At 58.1% G+C, this 25,519-nt stretch carries 33 protein-coding genes and 1 riboswitch; of the genes, 13 read left to right on the plus strand and 20 right to left on the minus strand.

Going from position 1 to position 25,519, the window contains the following annotated elements:
- Positions 1-2: 2 nt before the first annotated feature.
- Positions 3-791, minus strand: coding sequence for an SDR family NAD(P)-dependent oxidoreductase (locus ICA16_RS26510; protein WP_210702004.1), 789 nt, complete (start codon positions 789-791; stop codon positions 3-5).
- A 159-nt stretch (positions 792-950) separates the two neighbouring features.
- Between ICA16_RS26510 and ICA16_RS26515 the strand changes: the two genes are divergently transcribed.
- Entirely contained in the window at positions 951-1,526 is a 576-nt protein-coding gene (locus ICA16_RS26515) for a TetR/AcrR family transcriptional regulator (protein WP_210702005.1), read from the plus strand.
- A 119-nt stretch (positions 1,527-1,645) separates the two neighbouring features.
- On the opposite strand, the gene ICA16_RS26520 is transcribed toward ICA16_RS26515, so the two are convergent.
- The 8 genes from ICA16_RS26520 to ICA16_RS26555 form a co-directional block, all read right to left on the minus strand.
- Positions 1,646-2,113, minus strand: a complete 468-nt coding sequence (locus ICA16_RS26520) for a VOC family protein (RefSeq protein ID WP_210702006.1) — start codon at positions 2,111-2,113, stop codon at positions 1,646-1,648.
- Positions 2,114-2,229: 116 nt separating this feature from the next.
- Positions 2,230-2,388 carry a DUF2986 domain-containing protein gene (locus tag ICA16_RS26525; protein ID WP_210702032.1) on the minus strand — a complete coding sequence of 53 codons (159 nt, stop codon included), beginning with the start codon at positions 2,386-2,388 and terminating at the stop codon, positions 2,230-2,232.
- Positions 2,389-2,662: 274 nt separating this feature from the next.
- The gene (locus ICA16_RS26530; RefSeq protein ID WP_228734225.1) at positions 2,663-3,091 is read right to left on the minus strand and encodes a hypothetical protein; all 429 of its coding nucleotides are present in this window, start codon (positions 3,089-3,091) and stop codon (positions 2,663-2,665) included.
- Positions 3,088-3,573: a GNAT family N-acetyltransferase gene (locus tag ICA16_RS26535; protein WP_210702007.1), complete on the minus strand. Its 486-nt coding sequence runs from the start codon at positions 3,571-3,573 to the stop codon at positions 3,088-3,090. Before ICA16_RS26535 ends, ICA16_RS26530 begins: the two co-directional genes overlap by 4 nt.
- A 51-nt stretch (positions 3,574-3,624) precedes the next feature.
- On the minus strand, positions 3,625-4,056 hold the full coding sequence (locus tag ICA16_RS26540) for a bleomycin resistance protein (RefSeq protein WP_210702008.1): 432 nt from the start codon (positions 4,054-4,056) through the stop codon (positions 3,625-3,627).
- Positions 4,057-4,098: 42 nt separating this feature from the next.
- Complete coding sequence (locus ICA16_RS26545) at positions 4,099-4,386, minus strand: barstar family protein (RefSeq protein WP_210702009.1); 288 nt, start codon at positions 4,384-4,386, stop codon at positions 4,099-4,101.
- Positions 4,386-4,952, minus strand: coding sequence for a P-loop NTPase family protein (locus ICA16_RS26550; protein ID WP_210702010.1), 567 nt, complete (start codon positions 4,950-4,952; stop codon positions 4,386-4,388). The genes ICA16_RS26545 and ICA16_RS26550 overlap by 1 nt, the downstream gene beginning before the upstream one ends.
- A 114-nt stretch (positions 4,953-5,066) precedes the next feature.
- A complete protein-coding gene (locus tag ICA16_RS26555) occupies positions 5,067-5,543 on the minus strand; it encodes a hemerythrin domain-containing protein (RefSeq protein WP_150605027.1) in 477 nt (158 codons plus the stop codon).
- A gap of 346 nt (positions 5,544-5,889) precedes the next feature.
- Between ICA16_RS26555 and ICA16_RS26560 the strand changes: the two genes are divergently transcribed.
- A complete protein-coding gene (locus ICA16_RS26560; protein ID WP_210702011.1) occupies positions 5,890-7,116 on the plus strand; it encodes a zinc-dependent alcohol dehydrogenase in 1,227 nt (408 codons plus the stop codon).
- Between the two features lie 49 nt (positions 7,117-7,165).
- Here the strand turns inward: ICA16_RS26560 and ICA16_RS26565 are convergent, their stop codons facing one another.
- A complete protein-coding gene (locus ICA16_RS26565) occupies positions 7,166-7,543 on the minus strand; it encodes a low affinity iron permease family protein (protein ID WP_210702012.1) in 378 nt (125 codons plus the stop codon).
- A gap of 84 nt (positions 7,544-7,627) precedes the next feature.
- Here ICA16_RS26565 and ICA16_RS26570 point away from each other — a divergent pair, with 84 nt between their 5' ends.
- Positions 7,628-8,065 (plus strand): HhH-GDP family DNA glycosylase, encoded by a 438-nt coding sequence (locus ICA16_RS26570; RefSeq protein ID WP_150618252.1) that lies wholly within the window; start codon positions 7,628-7,630, stop codon positions 8,063-8,065.
- On the opposite strand, the gene ICA16_RS26575 is transcribed toward ICA16_RS26570, so the two are convergent.
- The 5 genes from ICA16_RS26575 to ICA16_RS26595 all read right to left on the minus strand — a co-directional run bounded on the left by ICA16_RS26575 (position 8,062) and on the right by ICA16_RS26595 (position 12,787).
- Positions 8,062-8,277: a PLDc N-terminal domain-containing protein gene (locus ICA16_RS26575; protein ID WP_042558859.1), complete on the minus strand. Its 216-nt coding sequence runs from the start codon at positions 8,275-8,277 to the stop codon at positions 8,062-8,064. The two genes, ICA16_RS26570 and ICA16_RS26575, sit on opposite strands and share 4 nt — an antisense overlap.
- A gap of 48 nt (positions 8,278-8,325) precedes the next feature.
- A complete protein-coding gene (locus tag ICA16_RS26580; protein ID WP_210702013.1) occupies positions 8,326-9,252 on the minus strand; it encodes an ABC transporter substrate-binding protein in 927 nt (308 codons plus the stop codon).
- Positions 9,249-9,608 carry a (2Fe-2S) ferredoxin domain-containing protein gene (locus ICA16_RS26585; protein WP_210702014.1) on the minus strand — a complete coding sequence of 120 codons (360 nt, stop codon included), beginning with the start codon at positions 9,606-9,608 and terminating at the stop codon, positions 9,249-9,251. The genes ICA16_RS26580 and ICA16_RS26585 overlap by 4 nt, the downstream gene beginning before the upstream one ends.
- On the minus strand, positions 9,608-11,545 hold the full coding sequence (locus tag ICA16_RS26590; protein WP_210702015.1) for a TonB-dependent receptor plug domain-containing protein: 1,938 nt from the start codon (positions 11,543-11,545) through the stop codon (positions 9,608-9,610). Before ICA16_RS26590 ends, ICA16_RS26585 begins: the two co-directional genes overlap by 1 nt.
- 93 nt (positions 11,546-11,638) lie before the next feature.
- Positions 11,639-11,844: riboswitch (cobalamin riboswitch) on the minus strand.
- A 52-nt stretch (positions 11,845-11,896) separates the two neighbouring features.
- The gene (locus ICA16_RS26595) at positions 11,897-12,787 is read right to left on the minus strand and encodes a LysR family transcriptional regulator (protein WP_210702016.1); all 891 of its coding nucleotides are present in this window, start codon (positions 12,785-12,787) and stop codon (positions 11,897-11,899) included.
- A 110-nt stretch (positions 12,788-12,897) separates the two neighbouring features.
- On the opposite strand from ICA16_RS26595, the gene ICA16_RS26600 reads away from it, so the two are divergent.
- The 4 genes from ICA16_RS26600 to ICA16_RS26615 all read left to right on the plus strand — a co-directional run bounded on the left by ICA16_RS26600 (position 12,898) and on the right by ICA16_RS26615 (position 16,725).
- Entirely contained in the window at positions 12,898-13,905 is a 1,008-nt protein-coding gene (locus ICA16_RS26600) for a zinc-binding alcohol dehydrogenase family protein (protein ID WP_210702017.1), read from the plus strand.
- Positions 13,906-13,961: 56 nt separating this feature from the next.
- Complete coding sequence (locus ICA16_RS26605; protein WP_210702018.1) at positions 13,962-15,146, plus strand: L-dopachrome tautomerase-related protein; 1,185 nt, start codon at positions 13,962-13,964, stop codon at positions 15,144-15,146.
- A gap of 29 nt (positions 15,147-15,175) precedes the next feature.
- Positions 15,176-15,484, plus strand: coding sequence for a putative quinol monooxygenase (locus ICA16_RS26610; RefSeq protein WP_042562039.1), 309 nt, complete (start codon positions 15,176-15,178; stop codon positions 15,482-15,484).
- A 113-nt stretch (positions 15,485-15,597) separates the two neighbouring features.
- Positions 15,598-16,725, plus strand: a complete 1,128-nt coding sequence (locus tag ICA16_RS26615; RefSeq protein ID WP_210702019.1) for a saccharopine dehydrogenase family protein — start codon at positions 15,598-15,600, stop codon at positions 16,723-16,725.
- A gap of 7 nt (positions 16,726-16,732) precedes the next feature.
- On the opposite strand, the gene ICA16_RS26620 is transcribed toward ICA16_RS26615, so the two are convergent.
- On the minus strand, positions 16,733-17,209 hold the full coding sequence (locus tag ICA16_RS26620) for a thiol-disulfide oxidoreductase DCC family protein (protein WP_210702020.1): 477 nt from the start codon (positions 17,207-17,209) through the stop codon (positions 16,733-16,735).
- A 115-nt stretch (positions 17,210-17,324) separates the two neighbouring features.
- On the opposite strand from ICA16_RS26620, the gene ICA16_RS26625 reads away from it, so the two are divergent.
- The 3 genes from ICA16_RS26625 to ICA16_RS26635 all read left to right on the plus strand — a co-directional run bounded on the left by ICA16_RS26625 (position 17,325) and on the right by ICA16_RS26635 (position 19,019).
- Complete coding sequence (locus ICA16_RS26625) at positions 17,325-17,627, plus strand: ArsR/SmtB family transcription factor (RefSeq protein WP_150605040.1); 303 nt, start codon at positions 17,325-17,327, stop codon at positions 17,625-17,627.
- 72 nt (positions 17,628-17,699) lie between these two features.
- On the plus strand, positions 17,700-18,695 hold the full coding sequence (locus tag ICA16_RS26630) for a zinc-dependent alcohol dehydrogenase family protein (RefSeq protein WP_210702021.1): 996 nt from the start codon (positions 17,700-17,702) through the stop codon (positions 18,693-18,695).
- A gap of 21 nt (positions 18,696-18,716) precedes the next feature.
- The gene (locus tag ICA16_RS26635) at positions 18,717-19,019 is read left to right on the plus strand and encodes an antibiotic biosynthesis monooxygenase family protein (RefSeq protein ID WP_210702022.1); all 303 of its coding nucleotides are present in this window, start codon (positions 18,717-18,719) and stop codon (positions 19,017-19,019) included.
- 84 nt (positions 19,020-19,103) lie between these two features.
- Here the strand turns inward: ICA16_RS26635 and msrA are convergent, their stop codons facing one another.
- The gene (msrA, locus tag ICA16_RS26640) at positions 19,104-19,610 is read right to left on the minus strand and encodes a peptide-methionine (S)-S-oxide reductase MsrA (RefSeq protein ID WP_150618264.1); all 507 of its coding nucleotides are present in this window, start codon (positions 19,608-19,610) and stop codon (positions 19,104-19,106) included.
- 196 nt (positions 19,611-19,806) lie between these two features.
- On the opposite strand from msrA, the gene ICA16_RS26645 reads away from it, so the two are divergent.
- Positions 19,807-20,031 (plus strand): hypothetical protein, encoded by a 225-nt coding sequence (locus tag ICA16_RS26645; protein ID WP_150618265.1) that lies wholly within the window; start codon positions 19,807-19,809, stop codon positions 20,029-20,031.
- A gap of 60 nt (positions 20,032-20,091) precedes the next feature.
- On the opposite strand, the gene ICA16_RS26650 is transcribed toward ICA16_RS26645, so the two are convergent.
- Positions 20,092-21,075, minus strand: a complete 984-nt coding sequence (locus ICA16_RS26650) for an alpha/beta hydrolase (protein ID WP_210702023.1) — start codon at positions 21,073-21,075, stop codon at positions 20,092-20,094.
- Positions 21,075-21,515 (minus strand): tryptophan-rich sensory protein TspO, encoded by a 441-nt coding sequence (gene tspO / locus ICA16_RS26655; protein WP_150605046.1) that lies wholly within the window; start codon positions 21,513-21,515, stop codon positions 21,075-21,077. The genes ICA16_RS26650 and tspO overlap by 1 nt, the downstream gene beginning before the upstream one ends.
- Positions 21,516-21,698: 183 nt before the next feature.
- On the opposite strand from tspO, the gene ICA16_RS26660 reads away from it, so the two are divergent.
- Positions 21,699-21,932, plus strand: a complete 234-nt coding sequence (locus ICA16_RS26660) for a hypothetical protein (RefSeq protein ID WP_210702024.1) — start codon at positions 21,699-21,701, stop codon at positions 21,930-21,932.
- A gap of 254 nt (positions 21,933-22,186) precedes the next feature.
- Positions 22,187-24,106 carry a tyrosine-protein phosphatase gene (locus ICA16_RS26665; protein ID WP_210702025.1) on the plus strand — a complete coding sequence of 640 codons (1,920 nt, stop codon included), beginning with the start codon at positions 22,187-22,189 and terminating at the stop codon, positions 24,104-24,106.
- Positions 24,107-24,187: 81 nt separating this feature from the next.
- Here the strand turns inward: ICA16_RS26665 and ICA16_RS26670 are convergent, their stop codons facing one another.
- Positions 24,188-25,156 (minus strand): AraC family transcriptional regulator, encoded by a 969-nt coding sequence (locus ICA16_RS26670; protein ID WP_210702026.1) that lies wholly within the window; start codon positions 25,154-25,156, stop codon positions 24,188-24,190.
- Between the last annotated feature and the right edge of the window lie 363 nt (positions 25,157-25,519).

A 25,519-nucleotide genomic window follows, 5' to 3' on the forward strand; every position in this document is an offset into this window, starting at 1 on the left:
ATTCAGACTAGCGTCAAATAGCGTTGCGCCACGGCGGACTGGCGGATCTGCGACAAAAGCCCCTGACGCGCGGTTTGCAAGGCATCCCAGCGCTCGCCTTCATGCAGCGGCGGAATGGTCACCGGCTCGCGTCGGTCGAAGCCAACCAGTGCGGCGTCGACCAGGTCACCCACTTCCATGATTTCGCTCAAGGTGTTGATGTCGATACCGGCGCGATCCCAGATCTCCGTGCGGGTGGCGGCGGGCAGTACGGCTTGCACATAAACACCCAGGGGCGAGAGTTCCAGGCTCAGTCCCTGGGACAGGAACAACACAAACGCTTTGGTCGCGCCATAGACCGACATGCCGAACTCAGGCGCCAGACCTACCACCGAACCGATGTTGATGATCGCGCCGTCACCTGCTTTGGCCAGGCGTGGTGCGATGGCGCTGGCGAGCCGCACCAGCGCAGTGGTGTTGAGGGCCACCAGTTGTGCAACGTTGTCGGTGCTTTGTTCGATGAAGGTGCCGGACTGCGCTGCGCCCGCATTGTTGACGAGGATGCCGATGCGCGCGTCATCACGCAGGCGCGCTTCAACGGTGTGCAAGTCGTTGAGTTGCGTCAGATCGGCCTTGAGCACTTCGACGGTGACGTTATGTGCGCCACGCAACGTTGCGGCAAGGGTTTCCAGACGCGCGTGGTCGCGGGCGACCAACACCAGATCATGCCCGCGCTGGGCAAAACGCTCGGCGTAAACCGCGCCGATGCCGGTGGAAGCGCCAGTGATGAGAACGGTAGGGCGAGTAGTCATGATGTCAGCTCTTTTCAAGTCACACGGTTTGGGATGTGGGATGTTCGTACTGTCTGCATTTAGGATGATGATCGGAATCTAAGCTGTCAATGTTTTAATTACGAGCAACATCTATGTATCATCAGGCGATGTATTTCCAGCGGTAGCGAGGTATCCAACATGCGAGTATCCAAGGCTCAGGCCCAGGCGAACCGGGAACACATCGTCGAAACGGCGTCAGTTGTATTTCGCGAAAAGGGTTTTGATGGTATCGGCGTGGTCGACGTGATGGCCGCCGCCGGTTTTACCCATGGCGGTTTCTACAAACATTTCGGCTCGAAGGCTGACCTGATGGCTGAAGCCTCGGCCAAGAGCCTTGCGCAGTCTCTGGCCAGTGCCGAAGAGCTGAGCGTGAAGGATTTCATCGATGTGTATGTGTCCCGGGATCATCGCGATGGGCGCTCCACGGGTTGCACCCTGGCGGCGTTGTGCGGTGATGCGGCGCGTCAGTCGGACGATTTGAAATCGGCCTTCGCTGAAGGCATCGAGCGCACGTTGCAGACGCTGGGCGAAAAATGCCCGACGGGGCCGGAGGCGGCATCGGGTGAGGCCAGGGTGAAAATGATCGACCTGCTGGCGCGTGCGGTCGGCGCGATCATGCTATCGCGCGCTTGCCCGGACGACTCGGCGCTGGCTGATGAGATTCTGGCGGTGTGCCACGCGCAAATGACCGAATCATTGGTCGTTCAGTCGTAGACGGGGTAGATGGATGTCTTACAAAGCGTTCTGACTTGCGTTTATTCCGGTGTTGGCCAAGACGTACTGGCCGAACGCAGTCGTCCAAAGCAGTCTGTTCTGGAGGCCTTGGCTAACGCCTACAGCGAATCAGGGCTAAACGCAGCCTCGACAAATGCCTCGAGCGATTTTTCTTCCAGAATTTCGATGGAAAAGTGTCCGAAGCGTTTGGGCAGCCAGATGATGCGTGTCCCGGACGGTGATTGAAGGTCTGCGCGTAGCAATGGTTGTCCATTTTCATCTTCAGGCTGCACACCGGCGATCAGCAATTCGTCATACGCCTTTTCGATGTCCGGTGTCGAATAGCAGTGACGGTAGATCATCCCTTCGCCAGCGGTATCCAGCAGCGTCTTCAGGTTCCCCGCCAACGGTTGCACCAGCATGAAACGCTCTTGCCCGATCACCGCAATCGAGTAGCGCACATGCAGTCCGCCTCGCTCCCATATCTGGGTTTTGGAGATTTTGGCTTTGAGGATCAGTGCGTAGTAAGCACACGCTTCTTCGAGATCGTTGACCAGTACGTCGACATGACTGAACTTCAGTTCCATTGAATGCCTCCCGCCGAAACGGCCGTGCGGATTAATCTCGGGGGCCGGGAACTCGATCAAGGTTGATGAATGGTTCCCCAACGGTTTCCAGTGGCCGTGCCCTTGAGGGTGTTGCCTCAGCTATCGGTAGTAACGACCGGCTCGGCAGCAGTTTCCTCAGCCATCTTCAGCCGGTCAGCCTTGCTGATGTACTTTTCTTTTTTCGGGGCCAGTTTCGCGCTGGCCTTTTTGGCTTTTTCCCTGAACAACTGCTTCAGTTTTTTCTGGCGGTTCATGTTGATGACTCGGGTTGTCTGTTGAATATCGACGATCGAAGGGTTTCTCGCTCGCCTTGACCAGAGAGTCGCATAAGCAAGTGTCGCTGTCTCTGGCCCAAAAGGGCAGGCATCCTGACGCATGGCCGGGGTGCAGGCAACATCAATTCCTGACATCGCAATAAAGTCCCGAACAGACTTGATCGTCGGGCCGGCGCTTGTTCCATGGACGAACGCCCCGCACCCGGAATCAAGTGAGCGTAGACGCGTTTTGGCATCTGCATTTGAGCGTCGATCAATACGGCCGGTTACGCGCGCAGTCGGGAGGGAGATCACCAATCTGGATCAGGCCGACCATAACGGAAGGGTCGTCTCTGGAGCCCCAGGACACCGGCGCCCCATGCGCCACCAGGTCGTAGATCCTGCTCTCACCGAGCAACTGACCATTGCGGTTATCGTATAAGCGGAAAAACGCCGGGCTCTCCCAACGAATGAACCAGGACAGATCTTGCGGATCGTCAGGATGGAACTGAGGATGAAAGGAGTTTGGCAACACCCAATAAGGCCTGAACGCCTGGACCCGAACGCAGCCATCGGGGCTGATGTCAGCGTCGCCGTAAGGGTTGGCCAGCGCTTTTTCCCACCACTGGGACGCCGCCCACAGTCCAATGTAAAACACCACTAAACCGAGGGCGATCATCAAGAGTCGGCGTTGCCTGCTCATGCCAGACGCATGCCCATTTCAACTGCGCGGTCCTCGAAACCGAACTCGGCATACATGCGCGCCGCACGCTCATTGAACGGCCAGACTGTCAGGCGCAAATCCTGTGCGTCATGTTCAATCGCCCAGTCCCTGACGAGTTGCATCAGCGCCCGACCAATGCCTTTGCCGGAAAACCGCTCGGCGACACACACCGAGCCGATGCGCACAACCTTTTGTGGCTGCATCAGCGGTGGCGAACTGGCCGACAGACTGCCCGTAATGAATGCGGCGGGTTGATCGCCGACGTGCGCAATAAACACCACCTGATCCGCCTTCTCGAAAACCCCCGACCAATGCGGCAGGTCGCGGGAGAAGTCTTCAGTGGAGGCAGCATAAATATCGGGACGGGCGGCGTGGTGTACGGAGTTGAGCAACTGGCCCAACTCGCACATGGTCAGTGCGTCTTCAGCAGTTGCGATGCGGTAGGTGATGATGTCGTCCATGATGAGTCACGTTCCTTGAGTAAGTGGAGGGGGCGCGGCAAAGCCAAATCTTCAGGTTGAACTGACCGGTCGCTCCCCCAGACGCTCTACCAGCCTTACCAGATAACCATCCGGATCCTGAACGATGAATTCGCGTTGCCCCACTTCTACCGTATCAGCCCGGTACCAGGTGTCCCGGCATTCCCGGTAAAGTGCAAAGCCTGCTTCGCCAAGTTTGCGGATGACGGGGTCCACAGCCTCGACATCAATCTGCAAATTGATGCCTCTGCCAAATGGTTTGCTCAGCGTAGCGGTCAGCCATTGACCAGCATTCGGATCAACTTGCTCGAGCATGACTTGCGCGCCGTTCAGATCCAGATAAGCGAAGCCATCTTCCGCACGCTGATAAGCAATGCTGAAACCAAGGCATGACACCCAGAAAGCCAAGCTGTTATCCAGATGGGTAACCATGAGTTCAGGAACCAGTTTGTTGCGTTCAAACATGAGATGACTTCCTTTTCGAGCTGTAGCCCATGAATTGAATCTTCAGTCGAATGCCACAGCGGGCGCTGATTCTGGATACTCGCTCGCCATTTGTGCCAGACATTTTTTCAGCAGTGCCGCCTCTCTGGGCAGGCGGCTGGAAAAACCATCCCAGCCGCAAATGTTCAAATGCATGGGCATTTCGACGAGCCCTGTGATGGCGTCCCAAAAAGCGTCCCAGTTGCAGCCGTACCAGTCGGGGAATCCGAGGGCTTCTTTCAACATGCCATGGAGTGCCTGGCTACTTTGCGCTTCACTTAGATCAATACTCACAAGCTCAAGTCGCGACATTATTCAGCCTCACGAATAACGTTATCGCTGTCGATGCTGTGACCACGTGCCGGTTTGTTCAGACCCGCCACAAACGCCAAAATCTGTCGCGTCCCGCTCAGGTGAATGACAGGAATCTGCGGTGCAATCGCCATTCGCCTGGCCTCGCTGCCTGGGCGATTGACTCGGTCGAAGTGCCAGACATATTTCAGAAAGCCCAGAAAGGCTTTATCCAGTCGTTCGGTGCATCCTGCCGGCAGATCCGCGCGTGGCCGGTTCAATGCGCTACGCATGATGACCCGTCGCAGGCAGGTCAGGCGCGGTGTTTCGAGCCAAATGATCAGGTCTGTACGGGGCAGGCGCAGATCGAAGGTGCGCTGGGAATAATTGCCTTCACATACCCAGGCATCTCCGGCGATGGCTTGTCGTACCCGCTCGCGGAAGACCTCGTCATCCGGTTCGATCCAGCCGGGTTCCCAGAACAGCGGATCAAGGTGAACAACGGGCACGTCCAGACGCTGGCCGATTTCCCGGGCCAATGTGGACTTCCCACTGCCGGAGTTGCCCAGAATGGCGATGCGTTGCATATGCAAATCCCTTGCGGCAAAAGTTGGCAATTCTAAGCCACCAAGACCTGGGGCAGGCCATCGACCGCAAAAAAAAGCCCGGCAGTACGCCGGGCTCGGGATCGGCTCAATGCATTACGCAGCCATATTGCCGGCCGCCATGTCTTTCTTGTAGCTGGCCTTCATGGCTTCCATTTGCGCGCCGAGTTCATCGAGTTTGGCTTTGCCCAAGAGCTTTTTCGCCTGAGGAAACATTTCTGTTTCTTCCTCTTCGATGTGGTGTTCCAGCAACTCCTTGACGACTTTCACCCGGCCGGCAAATTCCGGCGTGCCGGGATCGGTCATTTTCAGGTCCGGCAGCACCAGCGAGTCCACCGTGCGGTGCTCTTCCTTGGCCTCGAAGTACATGATGTCCTGCTCTTTGCTACCGGCTTCCTTGAACGCGGGGTAGAGGATTTCTTCTTCCAGACGCGTGTGGATCGAGATTTCCATTTCCAGCTTGGCCAGCAACTCGGTGCGTTTTTTCAGCGCCCGCTCGGTGGATTCGCTCAGTTGGGTGAGGATGCCTTTTACTTTTTCATGGTCGGCTTTGAGAAGGTCGATGGCGTTCATGGTGGTTGCCTCTGCTATCACGGGTTGTACACAGGCCGTTGTGCCACGGCGCTATGGGATTCCCTGTAGCTATCGCATTTGCTGTGCCAACTTGCAGCGCAACCCTGAACCGCGCTGGATCAAAGGTTTGCGCCGCATGCGGCAAAAAGCCTTCGTGCAGGCTGCATGAACTGCGTCCGGCGAGCATTGCAGATCACAGTCTGTATGACATTTGCCGAAGAACAATCGCAGGTCGCTCTACATTCCACTAATCCGAATAAGCAAAAACGCAATGAACTCGTGGCGCCTTTCATCCTTCCGAAAATGAAGCAGCAATCCTTTCATCAGAAAGTACGAGGACGCCCCCATGCGAGCAATGACTTACCACGGCGCACATGATGTCAGAGTCGAAACCGTGCCGGACCCGATCATCGAAGCGCCTGACGACATTATCCTGCGCGTCACGGCCACGGCCATTTGCGGCTCGGATCTGCACCTGTATCGCGGCAAGATTCCCACCGTTGAGCATGGCGATATCTTCGGCCATGAATTCATGGGAATCGTCGAGGAAACAGGCTCAGCAGTGACGGCCGTGCAGCGCGGCGATCGCGTGGTGATTCCTTTCGTGATTGCGTGTGGTGATTGTTTCTTCTGTCAGCTGGAACAGTACGCCGCGTGTGAAACCACCAATTCGGGCCCCGGTGGGGCGTTGAACAAAAAGGTCATTCCACCGCCGGCCGCGCTGTTCGGTTACAGCCGCCTGTACGGTGGCATTCCCGGTGGCCAGGCGGAATTGGTCCGGGTGCCGAAGGCCAACACCGGGCCCTTCAAGGTGCCGGGGACCTTGTCGGATGAGAAAGTGTTGTTCCTCTCCGATATCCTGCCGACGGCGTGGCAAGCGGTGACCAATGCCGGTATCGGCCAAGGGTCGAGCATTGCGATTTTTGGCGCCGGCCCTGTCGGTTTGCTCAGCGCGGCGTGCGCCAGGATGCTCGGTGCCGAACGCATTTTCATGGTCGATCACCACGCCTATCGACTCGAATATGCGCAACGCACGTACGGCGTGATCCCGATCAATTTCGATGACGACGATGACCCGGCGGACACCATCATTCGCCAGACCCCGGGCAATCGCGGCGTGGATGCGGTAGTCGATGCAGTCGGTTTTGAAGCCAAGGGCAGCACCACGGAAACCATCATGGCCACGCTCAAGCTTGAAGGCGGCAGCGGCAAAGCGCTGCGTCAGTGCATCGCAGCCGTGCGTCGCGGTGGCGTGGTGAGTGTACCGGGGGTGTATTCCGGGCCGATTCACGGCTTCCTGTTTGGCGATGCATTCGACAAAGGCCTGACATTCAAGATGGGCCAGACCCATGTCCAGCGCTTCCTTCCTGAACTGCTCGGGCATATCGAGACCGGACGCTTGCAGCCGGAGGCGATCATCACCCATCGGATGTCGCTTGAGCAGGCGGCCGAGGGCTACAAGATCTTCGACAAGAAAGAGGAAAGCTGCCGCAAGGTCATTCTCACGCCGGGCGGCAGCGATGTGCCGTTGGCGGAGACGTTTGAGACGCCTGCATTAGTGCCGGCGACCTGAGTCATTGTTCATGGGCAGTGGAGTGCGCAGGCACTCCATTGTCTGACGTTCACTCCACTTTCGACTCGACATCGATCTCATCGGCTTCACCGAGCGCTCTGTAGTGCTTGCGCAATTTACGCAGTTCACGGGTGCCCATTTTGTCCAGCCCCAGCGTGGCGTTCTGCGCATCCTTGGTGGCGCGAATCAGTTCGTCGATCTTCAGGTGCAAGATATCGTTGTCGCGGTTTTGCGTGTTTTGGATCAGGAAAACCATCAGAAACGTGATGATCGTGGTCGAGGTGTTGATGATCAATTGCCAGGTGTCGTTGTAATGAAAGAAGGGCCCGGTAAGTGCCCAGATGATGATCAGGACAATGGCGGCGATGAAGGTTTTGGGGCTGCCGGCCCAATTGGACAGGGCCTGGCAGAAAGACGCGAATTTCATGTTCGTACAAGCTCTTGAGGAAGGTAAGGGATAGACCTCAGCAGTCCTTTGAAATTCTTTTTTACAATTTGGTGAGGCGGATTCATGGGTAAAACCATCTCGGCAGAAGATCTGGAGATCAGCTTTGGCGACGCGGCAGATGAGGTGGCGCTGTTCAAATGGTTGATCGCCAGTTTCCTGATGGGCAAACGCATACAGGCTGATATTGCTGCGCAAGCCTATCGGGTGATCGTCGAAAAGCGTCAGCGCGACACGCCGCGCAAGTTGGCGAACTGCAGCCATCGTGAATTGGTGGTGATGCTTGGCGAAGCGCATTACGTGAGGTACGACGAAACCACCGCTACGCGCCTTCTGGCGTTGGCACACAAGCTCAATGATGAATACGCGGGGAAGGTCGGCAATATCGTGGTCGAGAGTGCCGACCGCCAGGCGTTCGAGAAACACCTGGCGGAATTTGACGGGATCGGTCCGAAGACCGTCGAGATTTTTATGCGTGAAGCAGGGCCGGCACTTTTTGGTTAACGGCCAGGACGCGCAGCGGTGCTCGGGCTGATGTGTTTAGGGCCGGCGATTGCCCAGGCGATGAGCCCGAACAGCGGCACAAACACGATCAATACAATCCAGACCCCCTTGTTGTTCGATTTCCCCTCACTCTTGCGCACCCGATTGATGGCCCACAGTTCAATCAGTAGAAGAACTGCCGCCAGTACGATCCACACGGTTTCGATATGCATTGGCTACCTCCTGATGGTCTTTCTTAGGTGGCTTGAGGTTCGGCGGGTTCATTTATTTTTCTGCAGCGCCTGGAATTGCTGCGCCAGGTGCAGCGCGACACGGCCGCTGCCCACCGTCGGCAGCAGGTGGGTGAAGGGGATGTCGATCAGGCGATTCTCACGCACGGCGCGCAAGCGCGATAACACCGGATCATTTTGCAGCAGCTGACGTTTGCGCCAGGCCGGCGACCATTCGGCGTCGGCCAGCAAGATGACGTCGGGATCGCTGATCAGCAGGGTTTCGCGATCTATGGTCACGCGATACTGGTTGACCTCGGCGAATGGATTGCGCGCCCCGGCAGCAGCGAGCAGGGTGGTCACGAAGCCGCGCCCGCCCTCTGAATCCAGACCGTTGACCTCGCTGTCCAGATAGAACACCGACAGCGGCTTTTCGCTGCCGATCAGTGCGCGGGCGCGGGCCAGATCGGCGTCCATGGCGGCGCTCAGTTGCTGCGCTTTTTGCTGTTTGTGCAGCAGCGCACCGAGGGTCAGCAGGTCATTGCGCACAAGCTCGAAATAATCCAGCGAATGCCCCGCGCAAGCGGACTCCAGTAAATAGGAGGCCACGCCGTTGCGCGCCAGACCCGAGCGTGATGTCACGCCATCGCCGAACGCCGTGGCAAAGCCGCCGACCACCAGATCCGGTTTCTGCGCGTACAGCACTTCGCTGGATGGATAGCGCGGCGCGATCACCGGAACCCCTGCGTACTTGGTCTTTCGACTCCCGGTATGGGTGTCGTCCAGATACGCGACGCCAACCAGACTCGGGCCTGCATCCAGGGCGATCAGCAGATCAGCTGCGTGCTGATTGAGTGCGATGATGCGCGATGGCGGTAATTGTGCAGCGCTCCAGGTTTCGCCGCAGTTTCGATAATTGTCAGCGAGTGCCGGTGCTGTGCAAAGCAGGGCCGTCAGGCATAACCCAAGCGTTCTCATGAGCGCTCCTTGATCAGCAAATCCTCGACCAGCTCACCACCGACCAGATGCACCTCCACCAGCCGTTGCACGTCGGCGTCGCTGTGCACGCCATACCAGCAGGTCTCGGGATACACCGTCAGAATCGGCCCCAGATTGCACGGGAACTGACAATGCGTGCGCGTCAGCAACACGCCGCCCGGGGTTTCGATGCGGTTGTGCGCCAGCAGGTGCCGGCGCAGGGTTTTCCATAACTGCAAAGCGCCGCGCTGGGTGCAGCGCGGGCCGGTGCAGAGGAACACGTGGCGCGCATGTTCGGGAACGTGCGACCAGTCCGGGTGCGTGTCGATGCCGTCGACCGTTTTGAAGTCAGCCATCAGAAGCGGTACGTGTAGCGTACTTCTGAGGTGAACGGCCGTCCGAGGTTGTCAACGTTGCTGGCGCGGCTGGTGACGAAATCGCGGTCGAAGAGGTTCTCTACCAGCAGGCTGACGCGGTGTTGACGGGCATTGTCGAGGTAGCGATAAGCATCGGCATCGATCACTGAATAGTGACCGTACTCGACCTGTTTCGAGCTGGTCACATCGCGGATATAGCGGATCGCGCCGCCGGCACCCCACATGCGATTTTCCGACTCGAAGCCTATGCGCGAACGGGCGAAGAAGCTCGGGATGTCATTGATGGTCACGCCGCTGCGCGATTCGGTGAGGTTGCGGGTCATGTCCGCTTGCAGGCTCCATTGCGCGTTGATCGCCAGTTTCGCGTCAGCCTCGAAACCGCGCATACGTACCTGGCCCTCGCCGTTGACCCAGTGGCTATCGTCGAGGGTGATCAGGTCGTCGATCTTGCGTTTGAACACGGTGACGCTGGCACTGAACGCGCGATCGAGCAGCAGGCCCTTGTAGTCGAGGCCCAGTTCGGCGTTGCGGCTTTTTTCCGGTTTAAGGTTGCGGTTGCCGATCTCGTCGCCCGGTTCGTTGACGAACAATTGTTCGGCGTTCGGCAGTTTGTAGGCGCTGCCGTACTGACCGCGCAGTGCCCAGTTGTCGTTTAGATCGTAGAGCGAAGTGAGCATGCCGACCGTGGCGCTGTCGCCGCCGCCCATGGCTTCGTGGCGAACGCCGACGCTCGGGTGCCAGTCGGGCAGGGCGTCGATCTGCGGACGCAACTGGGTGTAGATCGCGTGGGCTTCGGCCTTGTCGTTGTCGATGATCAGCACATCGTCCTGGCCTTTGAACCATTGGTTGTCGGTGCCGAACACCAGCACATGACCGCCGGACGATTCAGCCTTGCCTTCGGCCTGCACACCCCAATCGGTAAAGCCCCAATAGTCGTTGTGGTTGATGGCTTTGGTGGCGCCGCCCTCGACATTATTGATGCGTGTGTAGCGGGTGTCCCAATCGTTGATATGGCCTTTGACGAAGTAGCTCAGACGCTCATTGAGATTTTGCTCGAAGGTCGCCGTAGCGATCTGTTGCACGCGGTCGTTGGTGGTTTTGTGGTTATCGACCGGGCGGGCGAAATCGAGGTTGGCGTCGGCATATTGATAGAACAGCTCCAGCCGCGAGTCGTCGCCAAACGACTGAATCGCCTTGCCACCGAACGTGGTGACTTCATAGGCGCGTTTTTTCTCGGTGACGTTTTTCATGTCGCGGTTGCGAAACGGCTGGTAACCGTCGGAGACGTTGTGGCTGACATAGGCCAGCAAGCCCAGATCGCCGAAACCGTTGCTGAAGATGTTCTCGACCCGGGCATCGCCGGTGGTGCCGCCGAAGGTGTCGAGGCCCATGTTCACCTCGCCCGAGGCCTTTCGACTCTGCGGCGAACGGGTGACGATGTTGATCACCCCCGACACCGCTTGCGTGCCGAACAACAGGCTCTGTCCACCCTTGAGCACTTCAATGCGTTCGATGGCGTTGGCCGGCAAGGTGTCCAGGTACAAGCCGCCGTACAAGCGGTTGTTCAGGCGTACGCCGTCGAGCAGGATCAGCGTATCGTCGTTGCGCCCGCCCAGCAGGGAGTAAGTGCCGTAGTCGAACGGGCCGTTTTTCGGGGCGACATAGAGGCCGGGAATGAACATCTGCATGACGCGACTGACATCCGCCGCGGGGCCGGCGCGCTCGATCTGTTCGCGGCTGACGATGTCCACTTTGCTACCGTAATGCGCCATTTCGGCGACGGTGGTGGACTCCACCGACGGTGCGGAAACGATTTGCTGATTGAGTTCCAGTGGCGCGTCGTCAGCCAGCAGCAGCGGACTGAACAGGCAACCGAATAACAGGGATGGAGCAGAGGTGTTGAAAGGTCGAATCATTGTCTTCTCGAAAGGATCTTCGCAGAAGAGCATGCAGGAGAAGGCATCGCGCACACGCCGACACCGGCCCATGCCCGCCCACCGCAGGATTTTGCCAAACAGATATTTCGGGCCGGTCTCCGGGCTCACGCGTATCGATGCTTTCACCTTCCCATGGCCGTCTGGCCACAGTGGTGTGTCGAAAGCATCACGCGCATACCGTTGCGGGGGCAGCACCGGACTTGTTCAAAAAGAACGTACCGGTTTCCCGTTTCACCCCATGCACGGCGGCATGGGACACCTGAAACTGGACGGCATCTGAACACTCGAATGACCGTTCGTCAACGCCGCAGCTATTATCGGACGCTCAGTTCAGCCCCGCTGTAGAGCGGCAAACTGGTTGCTCAACCACGCATACAGTTGCGATACCGCGGGGGAGATTTGTTTGCGATGCGGGCACACCAGACTCAACGGCGAGGCCTCTCCCGCAAAGTCCGGCAGCAGCACAAGCAGGCGTCCTGCGCTCACGTCAGCGCTGACATCCAGCCAGGATTTGTTGGCGATACCTTCACCGTCCAGTGCCCAGCGCCGAACCACATCGGCATCGTCGCTGAACAGCGGGCCAGAGACTTGAATAGTCTGTCCGGCCAGGCACCATTTGTCGTAGACCCGACCATTCTGCAGGTAGAGCAGGCAAGGATGATTCAACAAGTCGTCCGGCGTTTTCGGTTGCCCTTGGCGTTGCACATAGGCTGGAGATGCGACCAGCACCCGGTTATTCCAAGGCGCGAGTGGCAGAGCCACGTAGTTGGCGTCTTCGTTGGTACCGTACCGAATGGCGACGTCCACCGGGTCGCGAAACAGATCGGCTTTCTGGTCCGACAGTACAAGGCGCAGTGTCAGTTCCGGATGCTGACGACGGAACGTCGTCAACCACGGCAGCAGAATATTGCGCCCCAGATCAGACGGCGCAGTGACTTGCAGCACGCCGCGCAGCGTGGCGTTTTCACCCCGCAGGTTTTCCTCGCCTTGCTTCAGGGCTTCGAGCACGGCGTGGGCGGTGGGCAAATATTGCTCACCTTCGGCAGTCAAACGCAGGCTGCGGGTGGTTCGCGCAAACAGGCGCACATCCAGTTCGCGCTCCAGGCGTTTGATGGCGGCGGCGACCTGCCCCGGCAACAAATCGGCCTCCAGCGCCGCGGCGGTAAAGCTGCCCAGCGCTGCGCTGCGGGTGAACAGGGCGAGATCATCGATGCGGATCATTTTCTCTTCTGCAGTGAAAGTGTTGGCGCATTCTGCAGGTTTTTCTTTCTCCGTGGGAAGCCGAAGATGGTGGCAAGTGAATGCTTCAACCCTTCAGACAGCGAGTGCCCATGAAAGCCATCACCTTTGTACAACACGCCCTGCCCATTGAAGATCCGCAATCATTGCAGGACATCGAGATGGCTGCGCCAGTGCCCGGTCCGCGTGATCTGCTGGTCGAGGTACGGGCCGTTTCAGTCAACCCGGTCGACACCAAGGTGCGCGCCGGTACTTTCACCAAAGAACCGAAAATCCTTGGTTGGGATGCGGCCGGCATCGTCCGCGCAGTCGGTTCGCAAGTGACGCTGTTTCAACCGGGCGACGAAGTGTTTTACGCCGGCTCGATTATCCGCAGCGGTAGCTACAGCGAATTGCATTTGGTGGATGAGCGGATTGTCGGGCACAAGCCGCGTTCGTTGAGTGCTGCCGAGGCGGCGGCATTGCCGTTAACGTCGATCACGGCGTGGGAATTATTGTTCGACCGTCTCGGTGTCGCCGAGGCCAGCGGGGAGGGCAAATGCCTGTTGATTACCGGCGCGGCAGGTGGCGTCGGTTCGATGCTGGTGCAACTGGCTCGGCAGTTGACCCGACTCACGGTGATCGGCACCGCCTCGCGCCCGGAGACCGCTGGTTGGGTGAAGCAGTTGGGCGCCCATCACGTCATCGATCACAGCCAGCCACTGCTCGCTCAGTTGCAGGCCCTCGGGATTGCCGAGGTCGATTACGTCGCCAGCCTGACCCACACCGAACAGCACTTTCTACAACTGATCGAAGTGCTGCGACCGCAGGGGCGTTTAGCGGTGATTGATGATCCCGAGAGCCTTGATGTGATGCCGCTCAAGCGCAAGTCATTGTCGCTGCATTGGGAGTTGATGTTCACCCGTTCGTTGTACGAAACGGCGGACATGATCGAGCAGCATCACCTGCTGAACCGGGTCGCCGACCTGATTGATCTGGGGGTTTTGCAGACCACCGTCGGCGAGCACTTCGGCGCGATCAACGCGGCAAACATGCGCCGGGCTCATGCGCTGGTCGAGAGCGGCAAAGCCCGGGGCAAGATCGTTCTCGAAGGTTTTTGATATCCGTCACTTGAATCGTCAGACAGGCTCCATAAAGGGCCTGTCAGGAGCACTTTATGCGTATGAAAAAACTCTCCGCGGTTATCGCCTTGTTATCGGCTGCCGCGTTTGGTGCGCCGTTCGCCCATGCCATCAACGCTGTCGCCTTGCCGGCGGACGCTCCCGCCGATCGATCCTTCGGCAAGCTTGAACAAGTGCATGCGTTCTACGATGCGATGCCCACCGGCGTGACCGTCAGCGAGACCGGGCGGGTCTTCGTCAACTTTCCGCGCTGGGGCGACAACGTGCCGTTCACCGTGGGCGAGATCCGCGACGGCAAAGTGGTGGCCTATCCGAACGCCGCGATCAACACGGAAAACCCCAACGACCCAAGCGACGGATTAATCAGTGTGCAAAGTGTGGTGGCCGATGGTCAGGGGCGTGTCTGGCTGCTCGACACAGCAGCGCCGGGCTTCGCTGACCCCAAGCCGCGAGGAGCGAAACTGGTCGCGATAGACCTTGCCAGCAACAAAGTCGTCAAGCGGCTGGTGTTCCCGGACAACGTCATGTTGCCCAGCACATATGTCAACGACATGCGTTTCGACTTTCGCAACGGCGCCGAGGGCACCGTGTATCTGACCGACTCCTCGCTGCGAGGCCCGGGCGCGATCATTGTCATGGACATCGCCAGCGGGCGTGCCATGCGTCGTTTGAGCGGCGTGCCAGCAACGTCGGTTGATCCGGCTTTCGTCCCGGTCGTTGAAGGCTTGCCAGTGATGGTCGAAGGCGCCGGCGGCAAGCCCAAACCGCTGGGTGTGGCGTCGGACGGTATTGCCCTGTCAGCCGATGGCCAGACGCTGTATTTCACGCCTCTGTCCAGTCGACACCTGTATGCCGTGTCCACTTCGCTGTTGCGCGATGCCACCGTCAGCGAGCAACAACTGGCTGCCGCCGTTCAGGATCTGGGCGAGAAAGGGGCCTCCGATGGCATGGAGGCTGACGCCGACGGCGCCGTCTATGCCGGGGACTACGAACACAACTCGATCCGCAAGCGGCTGCCGGATGGCCAATGGCAGACGCTGGTGCACGACCCCCGTTTGCTCTGGCCTGACACGTTGTCGATTGGCCCAGATGGCTATCTGTATTTCATCGCCAACCAGTTGCACCGCCAGGCGGCGTTTCGCGGCGGACAGGATCAACGACAGAAACCCTACAGCCTGCTGCGTCTGAAAATCGACGCGACGCCTGCGCCTACCCGGTAATACCTGTTTTATCTTTCGGAGAACTGATGATGAATGCGTCCACTGAAGTGTTGGTTTCGATTGCCGTACTCAAGGCCAAAAAGGGTCAGGAACAGGCCTTGAAAGAAGGGCTTCTGGCACTGGTCGAACCGACCCGGGCAGAGCCAGGCAATCTCGATTATGTGTTGTTTGAACTGCGCGATGAGCGCGGCACGTTTTACATGCGCGAGGCGTTCAAGGATCAAGCGGCACTGGATGCGCACTTCGCCATGCCGTACTTCCAGCGCTTCGCTGCTACGGCGGATGACCTGCTTGAAGAGCCCTTGCAACTGATCTTTCTTGAACAGGTATCGAGCTGACGGCATCGCGCAATTGTTGAGTGGCTTGTGGGTGCCCGGGTCTATATTCTTCACGGCTGTTTATGCGCGTCGAATAGTGGCTGAGAACAGCCTTTCAATTAGGGAAGAATTGAATGCCGTTCAGGGTGATGGTGGTCGGTGGCTACGGTAATTTCGGTAGCATCGTTTGCGGGCATTTGGCGGTCATGCCGGGGGTAGAACTGCTGCTCTCGGGACGCGACCCGCATAAGTTGCAGCGCAAGGTCGATGAGCTGAACAGCCAATCGGCTGCTGTCGCCGAAGGTTGGTGCGGTGATGCCATGGGCCCTGCGTTCAGCGCCGCTTTGCGCTCGCTGAGTATCCGCTTGGTCATCCACACCGGCGGGCCGTTTCAGGGGCAATCCTATGCGGTCGCCGAAAACTGCATCGCTGCCGGAGTGAATTATTGCGACCTGGCGGACTGTCGAACCTTCGTCAACGGCGTGGGTATTCACGACGCACGGGCGAAAGCGGCGGGCGTGGCGATCCTCAGTGGTTGCAGTTCGGTGCCGACGCTTTCGTCAGCGATCATCGATCAGCAGCGTCACCGATTCTCGCGTATCGATTCGATCGAATACGGCGTATCCGCTTCGGCGAAAATGCCAGGCCTGTCGACGATCGAAGGTGTGCTGGCCTACGCCGGCAAGCCGATCAAACAACTGAAAAACGGCAAGGTGCATGAAGTGTCGGGTTGGCAGGATCTGACCCTGCGCAAAATACCGCAACTGGGCACCCGCTTGCTGGCGAATGTCGACGTGCCGGACCTGGATATTTTTGCCGGACGCTATGGCGCGCACACGCTGAGCTTCAAGGCAGGTGCGGGGCTGAAACTCGCCGGTGTTGCCAACGCTTTGTTAGCGCAGGCAGTAAAGATCGGGCTGGTTCGCGACCATCTCCCTTGGGCCGCCAGACTGCATCGGCTGGGCACCCGATTCGAGCGTTTTGGCGATGGCAAAAGTGCCATGTACATCGACGTTCAGGGCGCTGGCGTTGAAGGACAACCGCTGACCATGACCGCACAACTGACCGCACTGAACGACAAAGGCCCGGAAATCCCCAGCTGCGCCGCCGTCGCGCTGGCCGCGAAAATGGCTGAAGGTTATGTGCCACAACCGGGTGCCCGGCCCTGCGTCGGCGAAATCAGCGTCGCTGAATACCTGTCCGCGATCAACGATCCGGGCAACTTGAGCCTGTCCGTGCAGTTTTCTGACGGGCAGTCCTGAGCACGCTTTATCGGTGTGCTTGTGCTGAAGATGGCGCAGGCATTTTCAGAAATCGCTGCTCGTGATCAGGACTCGGCAGCAGGCAGCTGTCGTACTTGCCGAACAGCCGATAACGGTTCAACGCGATGCGGTCGTACGCCCAGTCCCGCAGCGCCCGCGGGAAAATCCGCAGCAAGCGCAAGGGCTGCCAACGGCCTGACAACTGGCCGATGACTTCGAAAAAGGCCTCCGATCGTTCCCAGTAATTCCGGTCACGAATCACCGCCATGGTGTTGAACTGGTCCATCGGCAACCCGGCCCACGCGAGCAGCGCCTGCCCCTCGGGCGACTGCACTGCTGCCAGCCGCACACGCCGCTGATGATCATGCCGAATCAGAAACCGCGCCCAGCCATTGCATAGCTTGCACACACCGTCGAACAGCACCACGGTTTCGCCGGGTTTGAGCAATGGCGTGGGGGTAGGGCGGGTTTGCGCGGTTGGCATGAGCGTGAGTCCATCGCAATCGGGTTGCTGCGGATCATATCGCAATGCTCCCGGTCGACTGAAATGTGCTGGATTCTCGTATTGACATATCGAAAAATGTCGATATCCTCGCGGCATGGACTTACTCGAAATATTCAAAGCACTTTCAAACCAGACCCGACTTGAAATCCTCAAGGGTTTGAAAGACCCCGAAAAGAACTTCCCGCCACAGGATGAAGGTGACGTTCATACGGTGGGCGTGTGTGTGAGCAGTATCCAGGAAGGTGTCGGGCTGTCGCAGTCGACGGTGTCTTCTTATCTCGCAACGCTGCAACGCGTGGGTTTGGTTGAAGTCAGGCGTATCGGTCAATGGACCTACTACAAACGCAATGAAGCGGCCATCAGCGTTCTTGCCGAGATCATCGGGAAGGACCTGTAGTTTTCAGCTGTCTTTTTACCTGAAGATATCGAGAAATCTCGATATCCCTTTTTGTCGAAATGAGGATATACGATGAAAGCTCTGATACTTAAATCATTTGGCGGCCCGCAAGCGTTCGAACTTTGCGACGTGCCCAAGCCCGTGCCCCAAGCTGGGCAGGTTCTGGTGCGGGTGCACGCGACTTCGATCAACCCGTTGGATTTCCAGGTTCGCCGCGGCGATTATCCAGACCTGGTGCAACTACCGGCCATAACCGGGCATGACGTTTCAGGCGTCGTCGAAGCGGTGGGGCCAGGCGTGACAACCTTCGCTCCCGGAGACGAAGTCTGGTACACCCCGCAAATATTTGACGGGCAAGGCAGTTACGCCGAGTACCACGTTGCATCCGAAAGCATTGTCGGCAAGAAGCCTGCTGCGCTAAGCCATCTGGAGGCAGCCAGCCTGACGTTGGTCGGCGGGACGGCGTGGGAAGCATTGGTCGTACGTGCCGCGCTCAGAGTGGGCGAAACCATTCTGATACACGGTGGTGCCGGGGGCGTCGGGCATGTGGCGATCCAACTGGCAAAAGCCATCGGCGCCAAGGTGTTCACGACCGTGCGCGAAGCAAACAGTGAGTTCGCACGCAGTATGGGGGCCGATGTAATCATCGATTATGAAAAGGAGGATTACGTCGACGCCATCCTGCGGGAAACCGCTGGGCGCGGAGTCGATGTGGTGTTCGACACTATCGGCGGCAACACATTGTCACGCAGCCCCGACGCGCTCGCTCAATTGGGGCGGGTTGTCTCGATTGTGGATATCGCGCAGCCACAAAATGTCGTTCAGGCCTGGGGCAAGAACGCCAGTTATCACTTCGTTTTCACCCGACAAAACCGCGGCAAGCTTGATGAGCTCAGCGCGTTGATTGAGCGCGGTCAACTGCGCCCACACGTGGGTGCCGTCTATTCGCTTGCCGACATTCCACTCGCGCATGCCCGGCTGGAAAGCCCCAACAATGGAATTCAAGGGAAGATCGCGATTGCCATCGAGGACAGTCTCATTGCGTCAGTACGCACTTTCAAACATTGAAAACCTATTTGGAGACACGCCATGATTTATGAAATCGCTTTGCTTCCCGTCCATAAAGAACAAGTAGAACAGTTCCGCCATGCGTTCGCCGAGGTCGCGCCCTTACTTACTCGCGCAAAGGGTTACCTCGGTCACACGCTCGCGCAAGGGATCGAAAGTCCCGAGGTCTTCAACCTGATTGTGCAATGGCAAACACTCGAGGATCACACCCCGGGTTTTGAAGCGAGTGATGACCATCAGAGGTTCATGCTGGGCTTGCAGGATTACTTTTCGCAAGAGCCGACGGTGTATCACATTGACGGGCCGGAGTTTGCTAAAGGCTGACGGGAAAAGCCGAACAGCCCCCGGTACCTTTTAGAGAAGGGTATCGGGGGCTGATGTCGGAGATATGCGAACTCACTTTGGCTATCAGTCGCGCTTGGGCAACTTCCAGTTCGGGCGGATAAAGTGGCAGGTGTAGCCATTCGGAATACGCTCCAGGTAATCCTGGTGTTCCGGCTCCGCTTCCCAGAATGGCCCTGCCGGTTCGATTTCGGTGACCACGCGGCCTGGCCACAACTTTGAAGCGTCAACGTCTGCTGCAGTGTCTTCGGCAACATCGCGTTGCTGTTCGCTGAGGTAGTAGATCGCCGAGCGATAGCTGGGCCCGAGGTCGTTACCCTGACGATTGGGTGTGCTCGGATCGTGTATCTGAAAGAAGAACTCGAGGATCTGCCGGTAACTGATCACGGCGGGATCGAAGACGATTTCGATCGCTTCGGCATGATTGCCATGGTTGCGATAAGTGGCATTTGGCACATCGCCGCCGGTGTAGCCGACCCGCGTTTGCAACACACCGGGGTAGCGCCGCAGCAGGTCCTGCATACCCCAGAAGCAACCGCCGGCGAGGATGGCAGTTTCGGTTTGGCTGGTCATGGTCTGTCCTTCCCCTCGGGGGAGTGTCGGGTGTAGTGATTGTTATGAGGGCGCGTTGTCGAATTCCAAGGCTGATGCGTTTCAATCCAATCATTGACTGCGTCAATAAGAACCATTAACCCAATCAGGTTCTCATATCGAATAGGCGGCGTAAGATCGGCTCCATACCCAACCACTGCACACGGAGCACATCAACATGAAACGCCAAACCATCCTCGGCCTCGCTTTCTCGCTGTTCGCACTCAATGCTGTTGCCGGCGCTACTCAAACCGATCCACTGTTCAGCGATGCGGTTGCAGCAGCCACTCAGACTGACCCATTGTTCAGCGACGCAGTTGCTGCTGATGGTGCGGATCGCCTGAAGGGCAATCTGGTTGCCGAAGGTGGTGCAGATCGGCTGCTCGAACGCCGTGCTGTGTGAGTGCATGGCTTGATCGCAGTTCTCAAAAGAAGCCCGGCCTTATCAGCCGGGTTTTTTACGTCAGTTCAATAACGAATGCCCGCTGACCCTAGCGCAAATCCATTCACGGCTGTAGCTCAATACGCTTTCAGCAATGGCGGTTGGAAAATGAATGAAACCGTGGGGCGAGGAGGGCAGCAGGTACATCTCGACAGGCGCCGATCGCATCCAGCGCTCGGCCATGTCGAGGGTGTCGTCGCGTAGCGGATCGAGTTCCCCGGCAAACATCAGCGCCGGCGGGAAATCACTGGAGTCGCCATACAGCGGTGACAACGGTGGCTGACGGCGCTCTTCGTCACTCAGGTCTGGCGTGAGCATGCGCAACGCTTCCACCATGCCGGGACCGTCCAGTACCAAAGTTTGCGGCGGCGCTGAGCGGACGCTCGGCGTGCCGGTCAAATCGTATACGCCGTAATACAACAGCGCACCGCTCACCCGTTGCAGCAAATCGGGCGATTGCTTGAGCCCCAACAAAGTAGCTGCCGCCAGATGACCTCCGGCCGACTCGCCAACGACAATCACCGGCAGATCGGCAAACTCGTCGTCAGTCAGTAACCATCGAGCCGCCGCCAGACAGTCTTGCATCACTCCTTCAATGGGGGTCGATACCGCGAGCCGATAATCCACCGAGACGACAGTCACATTGCACGTATTAACGATGGCAACGTTGAAGTTGTCATTCATCTGCGCGTTGCCGATCACCCAGCCGCCACCGTGATAATCCAGCACAACGCCTTTTGCTCGACCTTTGGGCCGAATGATCCGCACGGCCACCGGCACGCCGCCGCTATCAATCACCCTTCTTTCAGCCGTGAGGCCATTTTTGCGCAGCTTTCTCGCGCCGCCGATCTGACTGGCGCGCAGCAGCGTTTGAATCATCCTCGGCAGCACGCGATTGCGAATTTTGAAGCGCGGCAACCAGGCGAGTTTTTTGTTGAAAGCGTGCACTTGCGCCAACTCGCGCTCGCCCTCCGGCCAAGGTGCTTTTCGGGTGAATGTGTTCATCAGCGGTTCTTGATCAGAATGGAGAAATTCAACGCCGCGGCGACGCATAGCCATGCCAGATATGGAAACAGGATTAAACCAGTGATCAGATCAAGCTGCACGGCCAGTACCACCATTGCCGCAACCACCAGCCAGAGCAGCGTCAGGATCACCATGGCGGCAAGAATTTGATGTGCGCCGAAGAACACCGGAGTCCACAGTGTATTCAGGGCAATCTGCGCGGCCCACAAAGCCAGCACCGTCTGACTCCCGGGAATAAGGCTCAAGCGGTAACCCGCCCAGGCCAGCAACAGATAGATCACTGTCCAAGCCACCGGAAAGGCCCAGTTGGGTGGCGTGAAGCCGGGTTTGGCCAGCGATTCATACCACTCGCCCGGTTTGAACATGACGCCAGTGGTCGCGGCGGCCGCGCAGGCCAGAAGGAATATAAAGAAGGTCATCGCCAGTCCTTAGCTGTGATCAGCTGTTTGGGAGTGTAAGAAAAGGACGCCGGGTGGCGCGAAAAGTTTGCATTGAGTGAAGACATTTCTCCAGGCGCGCACGGAGCGACATGCAGTTGAACTAAAAGCTGACTGGTGCGTCAGGATAAACAGTTGCTTCTTCCTACAACCCTGGATGAAACCATGCACACCTATCTTCTGGAATACCTGTTCAACGGCGAGCCTCGCACTCACACCTTCGAGCTCAAGGAGCCTCAATTGGCCGATCACGAGGCGGCCATGCATCTGCTGGAACTGCATCTGGGTGATGCCGAAAACGGCCTGATCATGCCCATCGCAGACTCGACGCCGCAGGAGATTCTGCAGCAGGCCGAGCGGGTGGGGATCACACAGATTCAGGTGATCGCTAATCACTGAAGCATATCCATGTAGGAGCTGCGGCACGCTGCGATCTTTTGATCCTGGTTTTTAAAAGCCAGATCAAAGGATCGCAGCCTCGTCTCACTCGAATGCTCCTACATGGATTTGGCTTGCGACTCCCATGGATGGACAGATCGCGCACTGCGCGGCCCGATCGCGCCGCCATTTCCATCTGCACTCAATCTGTCATATTCAGTATCACTTCATTACCGATAGTAGCCAGCCCAACGCTTATTCCATGAGGCTGCATTGTGTTCCGACGTCTTCTGTTTTCGCTGTCCGTTATGAGTCTGTCCATCGCCGCTGCCAACGCTGCCGAATCCCTCCCGCTCGATACGCCGCGCCTGAGCACCATCGACAACTTCCGCGATATCGCCGGCCTCACCACCGCGTACTCCACGGCCAATGACGGCACGATGCGCAGCGGCGTGTTTTACCGTTCCAACGCGCTGACCCCATCGGCGGCGGATCTGGAGACCCTCAACAGTCTGGGCATCAAGGCCATTTACGACCTGCGCACCCCAAGCGAAATTGCAGCGACCCCGGACACGCTACTTACCGGAGCGACCTACGAAAACATCGACATCATCGGCAGCACGACCTCCGGTGCGAACATCACTACGTTCTCGTTTAAAAGCGCCGCCGACGCCATCGCGATGATGGAGCAGACCAATCGCGCGTTCGTCAGCGATGCGGGAATGCGCGGCCAGTTCGGCAAATTGTTCAACGAGCTCGCGAGTGTCGATGCTGCCCAGCTATTCCACTGCACCGCTGGCAAGGACCGTACAGGCTGGACGGCCGCTGTGTTGCAGAGTATCGCTGGCCTCGACGATGCGACGATCATGGCCAACTATCTGGCGACCAACGATTACACTGCCGCTCGCGTCGCCGCGACATTGAAGGCACTACCGCCGAGCATGGCGGTTATCTATGAGCCGTTACTCGGCGTCGAGGCAAGTTACTTGCAGGCAGGTCTCGATGAAGTGGCCGCGCAGTACGGCACGATGGATAACTACCTGAAACAAGGTTTGGGTCTGTCACAGGAAACGATCTATGTCCTGCGCGGCAAACTGGTCGAGTACAACAGCTTGCCGGGTCAGGCGGGTCTGGTCGGCAACGCTGCGGCAGGTGCCGAGTTGCTGCGACAGTTACAGAACTCTGACTTGTCAGGCAGCTACAGCGCCTATAACTACTACCTGCAATCAGCCATCGATGCCGGAACCCTCGGCGGTGTCGAATCCACGGTCGGTGGTCAGGTCCACGCCGACGCGGCCAGCTACCTGCTGCGCCAGAACGCGCTGATCGACCAGGCCGCCGCACCGTTCGCCAGCGGCACCGACCTGAAAATCGGCCTATACCGTTTGTGGACCACTGCGCTCGCAGGCTACCTCGGCACCGACGGCTCCTCCCACGCCGAAAGCAGCAACGAACACAGCCAGGGCCTGATGGTCGGTATCACCCAGCGATTCTCCGAACAACTCAGTGCACGCGGCGGCTTCGGCTATAGCAACGGCACCGTCGGCGGTGCGGGTGGTGAGGCTGATACAGATTTCACCTTCTTTAATATGGGGGCTCGCTATGGCTTCGCCAGCCTGGAGCGTGGTTTGTTTGTTGATGCCAACGTCAGCGCCGGTTACGTCGACTACGACAGCAAACGCGAACTCGGTGGTGGCCTCGGCACAGCCAAAGGCGACACTCACGGCAATCTCACCGGTGCGACTTTGGCATTGGGTTACCGCGTTCCAATGAGTAGCGTGATTATGGAACCGAGCCTCGGCGTACGCGTCAGCCACCTCGACCTGAAGGGCTTTAACGAGAAGGGCAGCGAACTGGCGCTGGACGTCGATGACAGCAAGCAAACCCGCCGCAGCGCTGTTGCCAATCTGGATATGTCGTTTGCCCCGATCGCAATGGGCTCCTGGCAACTGGTGCCGGGGGCGCGCGTGGGTTACGAGCATGTGCTTGGCGACCACCAGGTCGACAGCGAAAGTCATTTGCTGGGACTTGATGTCGAACAGCGCGCCGCTTTTGACAACCGTGATCAGTTCACTGGCGGCGTTAACATCATGGCCAGCCTGGGGCCGATGAGCGTGGGCGCTGAAGTCGGTGCCAGCGGTGGCGGCGACAGCCATGGTTTCGCCGGCAGCCTCAAGGCCAGCTATGCGTTCTAAATAGGGATTGCCTTCTATATATAGCGAGGGCGCACGCGTGCTCGCTATATATAGCCAGTTATTTACTGAGCAACCTTAAAGTCAGCCCCGAGACTTCAAATCCGCAGGGCTGACCCCATAAGCATTTTGAAAGTACTGACAAAACCGCCCGACATTGCTGAACCCAAACCTCAACGCCACGTCAGTCACCGAGTTCGAATGCCGCTGAGCAAGCGCCTCATAAGCCCGTTCCAGTCGCACCTGCCGCTGATACGCCACAATAGACGTCCCGACAAACCGCCGAAATCCCTCCTGCAATGCCCGCTGACTGACATTACTCAGGCGTGCCAGATCGACGCCACTGATCAGTTGCTCTGGGTGCGCCTGAATAAACTCAACCGCCAACTTCACATGCCGCGGCGCTACCAATGGTGCCGGGCGGCGTAACGCCTCAGTGAAATTGTGCGGCCACGCTTCCAGCACCGCATCGATCAGCATCTCCCTGAGGCGTGCCGGCATTAATGTCCCGCTATTAATAAGCAGATCGAACTCGGTGCCCGTCGCCAGATCAATCAGGGCTTTTATTCCTTGAAACGCTGCGGCGGTCAGATCGACCATTGGCTCGAAGATGACCTTTTGTGGAATCGGTTTGCCCAGCAGCGCCGACAACCGTTCGGTGAGCTGCCCACGATTGATCGACATTCCATGTTGCGCGTGATTGTTGTGGAAGTGCATTGAGCGGATATCGGCTTTGTCGATCGCCAGGCCAATCTGCGAAACGCCGATAGTCTCGGTGGTGTGGTTGAAGATGATGGTGCCGGCGGTGGGGATGACGAAGGTGATCTCGTCCTGCGGGTCGGGGAAGGTGACAGTGAAGTCGCCGTGGTAATACATGCGACGGAAGCTGACACCGTCGTGCCGACCGTAGACGCCGCTGATGATGATATTAGAGGGCAGCGGTGGCATGTCTGAATAGCGGTTGCCGAATAGCCTGGAGAAGAGAGCGCCGAAGTCGTCGCTGCGAAGGTTATCGGAGCGCAGGATGATTTGCTGGCGTGGGGTTGGGAACACCTTGGGTCGTTCCTTGATCGGAGGGCGCGTGGAGGCGGGTACTTGGTTCGGCGGGGGAGGTTAGCAGTCGCAGATAACAGGATTGTGACGGTCGGTGCAGACTGGGCTGCAACCGTTTGATTCCTGTCAGGAAAAGAATTTTCCAATGGGGGTTGACCCTAAGTTTCAGTCCTGTATTATTCACCTCCCGCCAGACAGCAGATTGCTTCTAGCGGGTGTAAGTGATTGATTTTAAATGAAAATAATCACTTGACAGCAAATGAGGCTGCTGTAGAATGCGCGCCTCGGTTGAGACGAAAGATCTTAACCAACCGCTCTTTAACAACTGAATCAAGCAATTCGTGTGGGTGCTTGTGGAGTCAG

The sequence above is a fragment of the Pseudomonas anatoliensis genome (genome assembly GCF_017976235.1).
Taxonomy (GTDB): Bacteria; Pseudomonadota; Gammaproteobacteria; order Pseudomonadales; family Pseudomonadaceae; genus Aquipseudomonas; species Aquipseudomonas anatoliensis.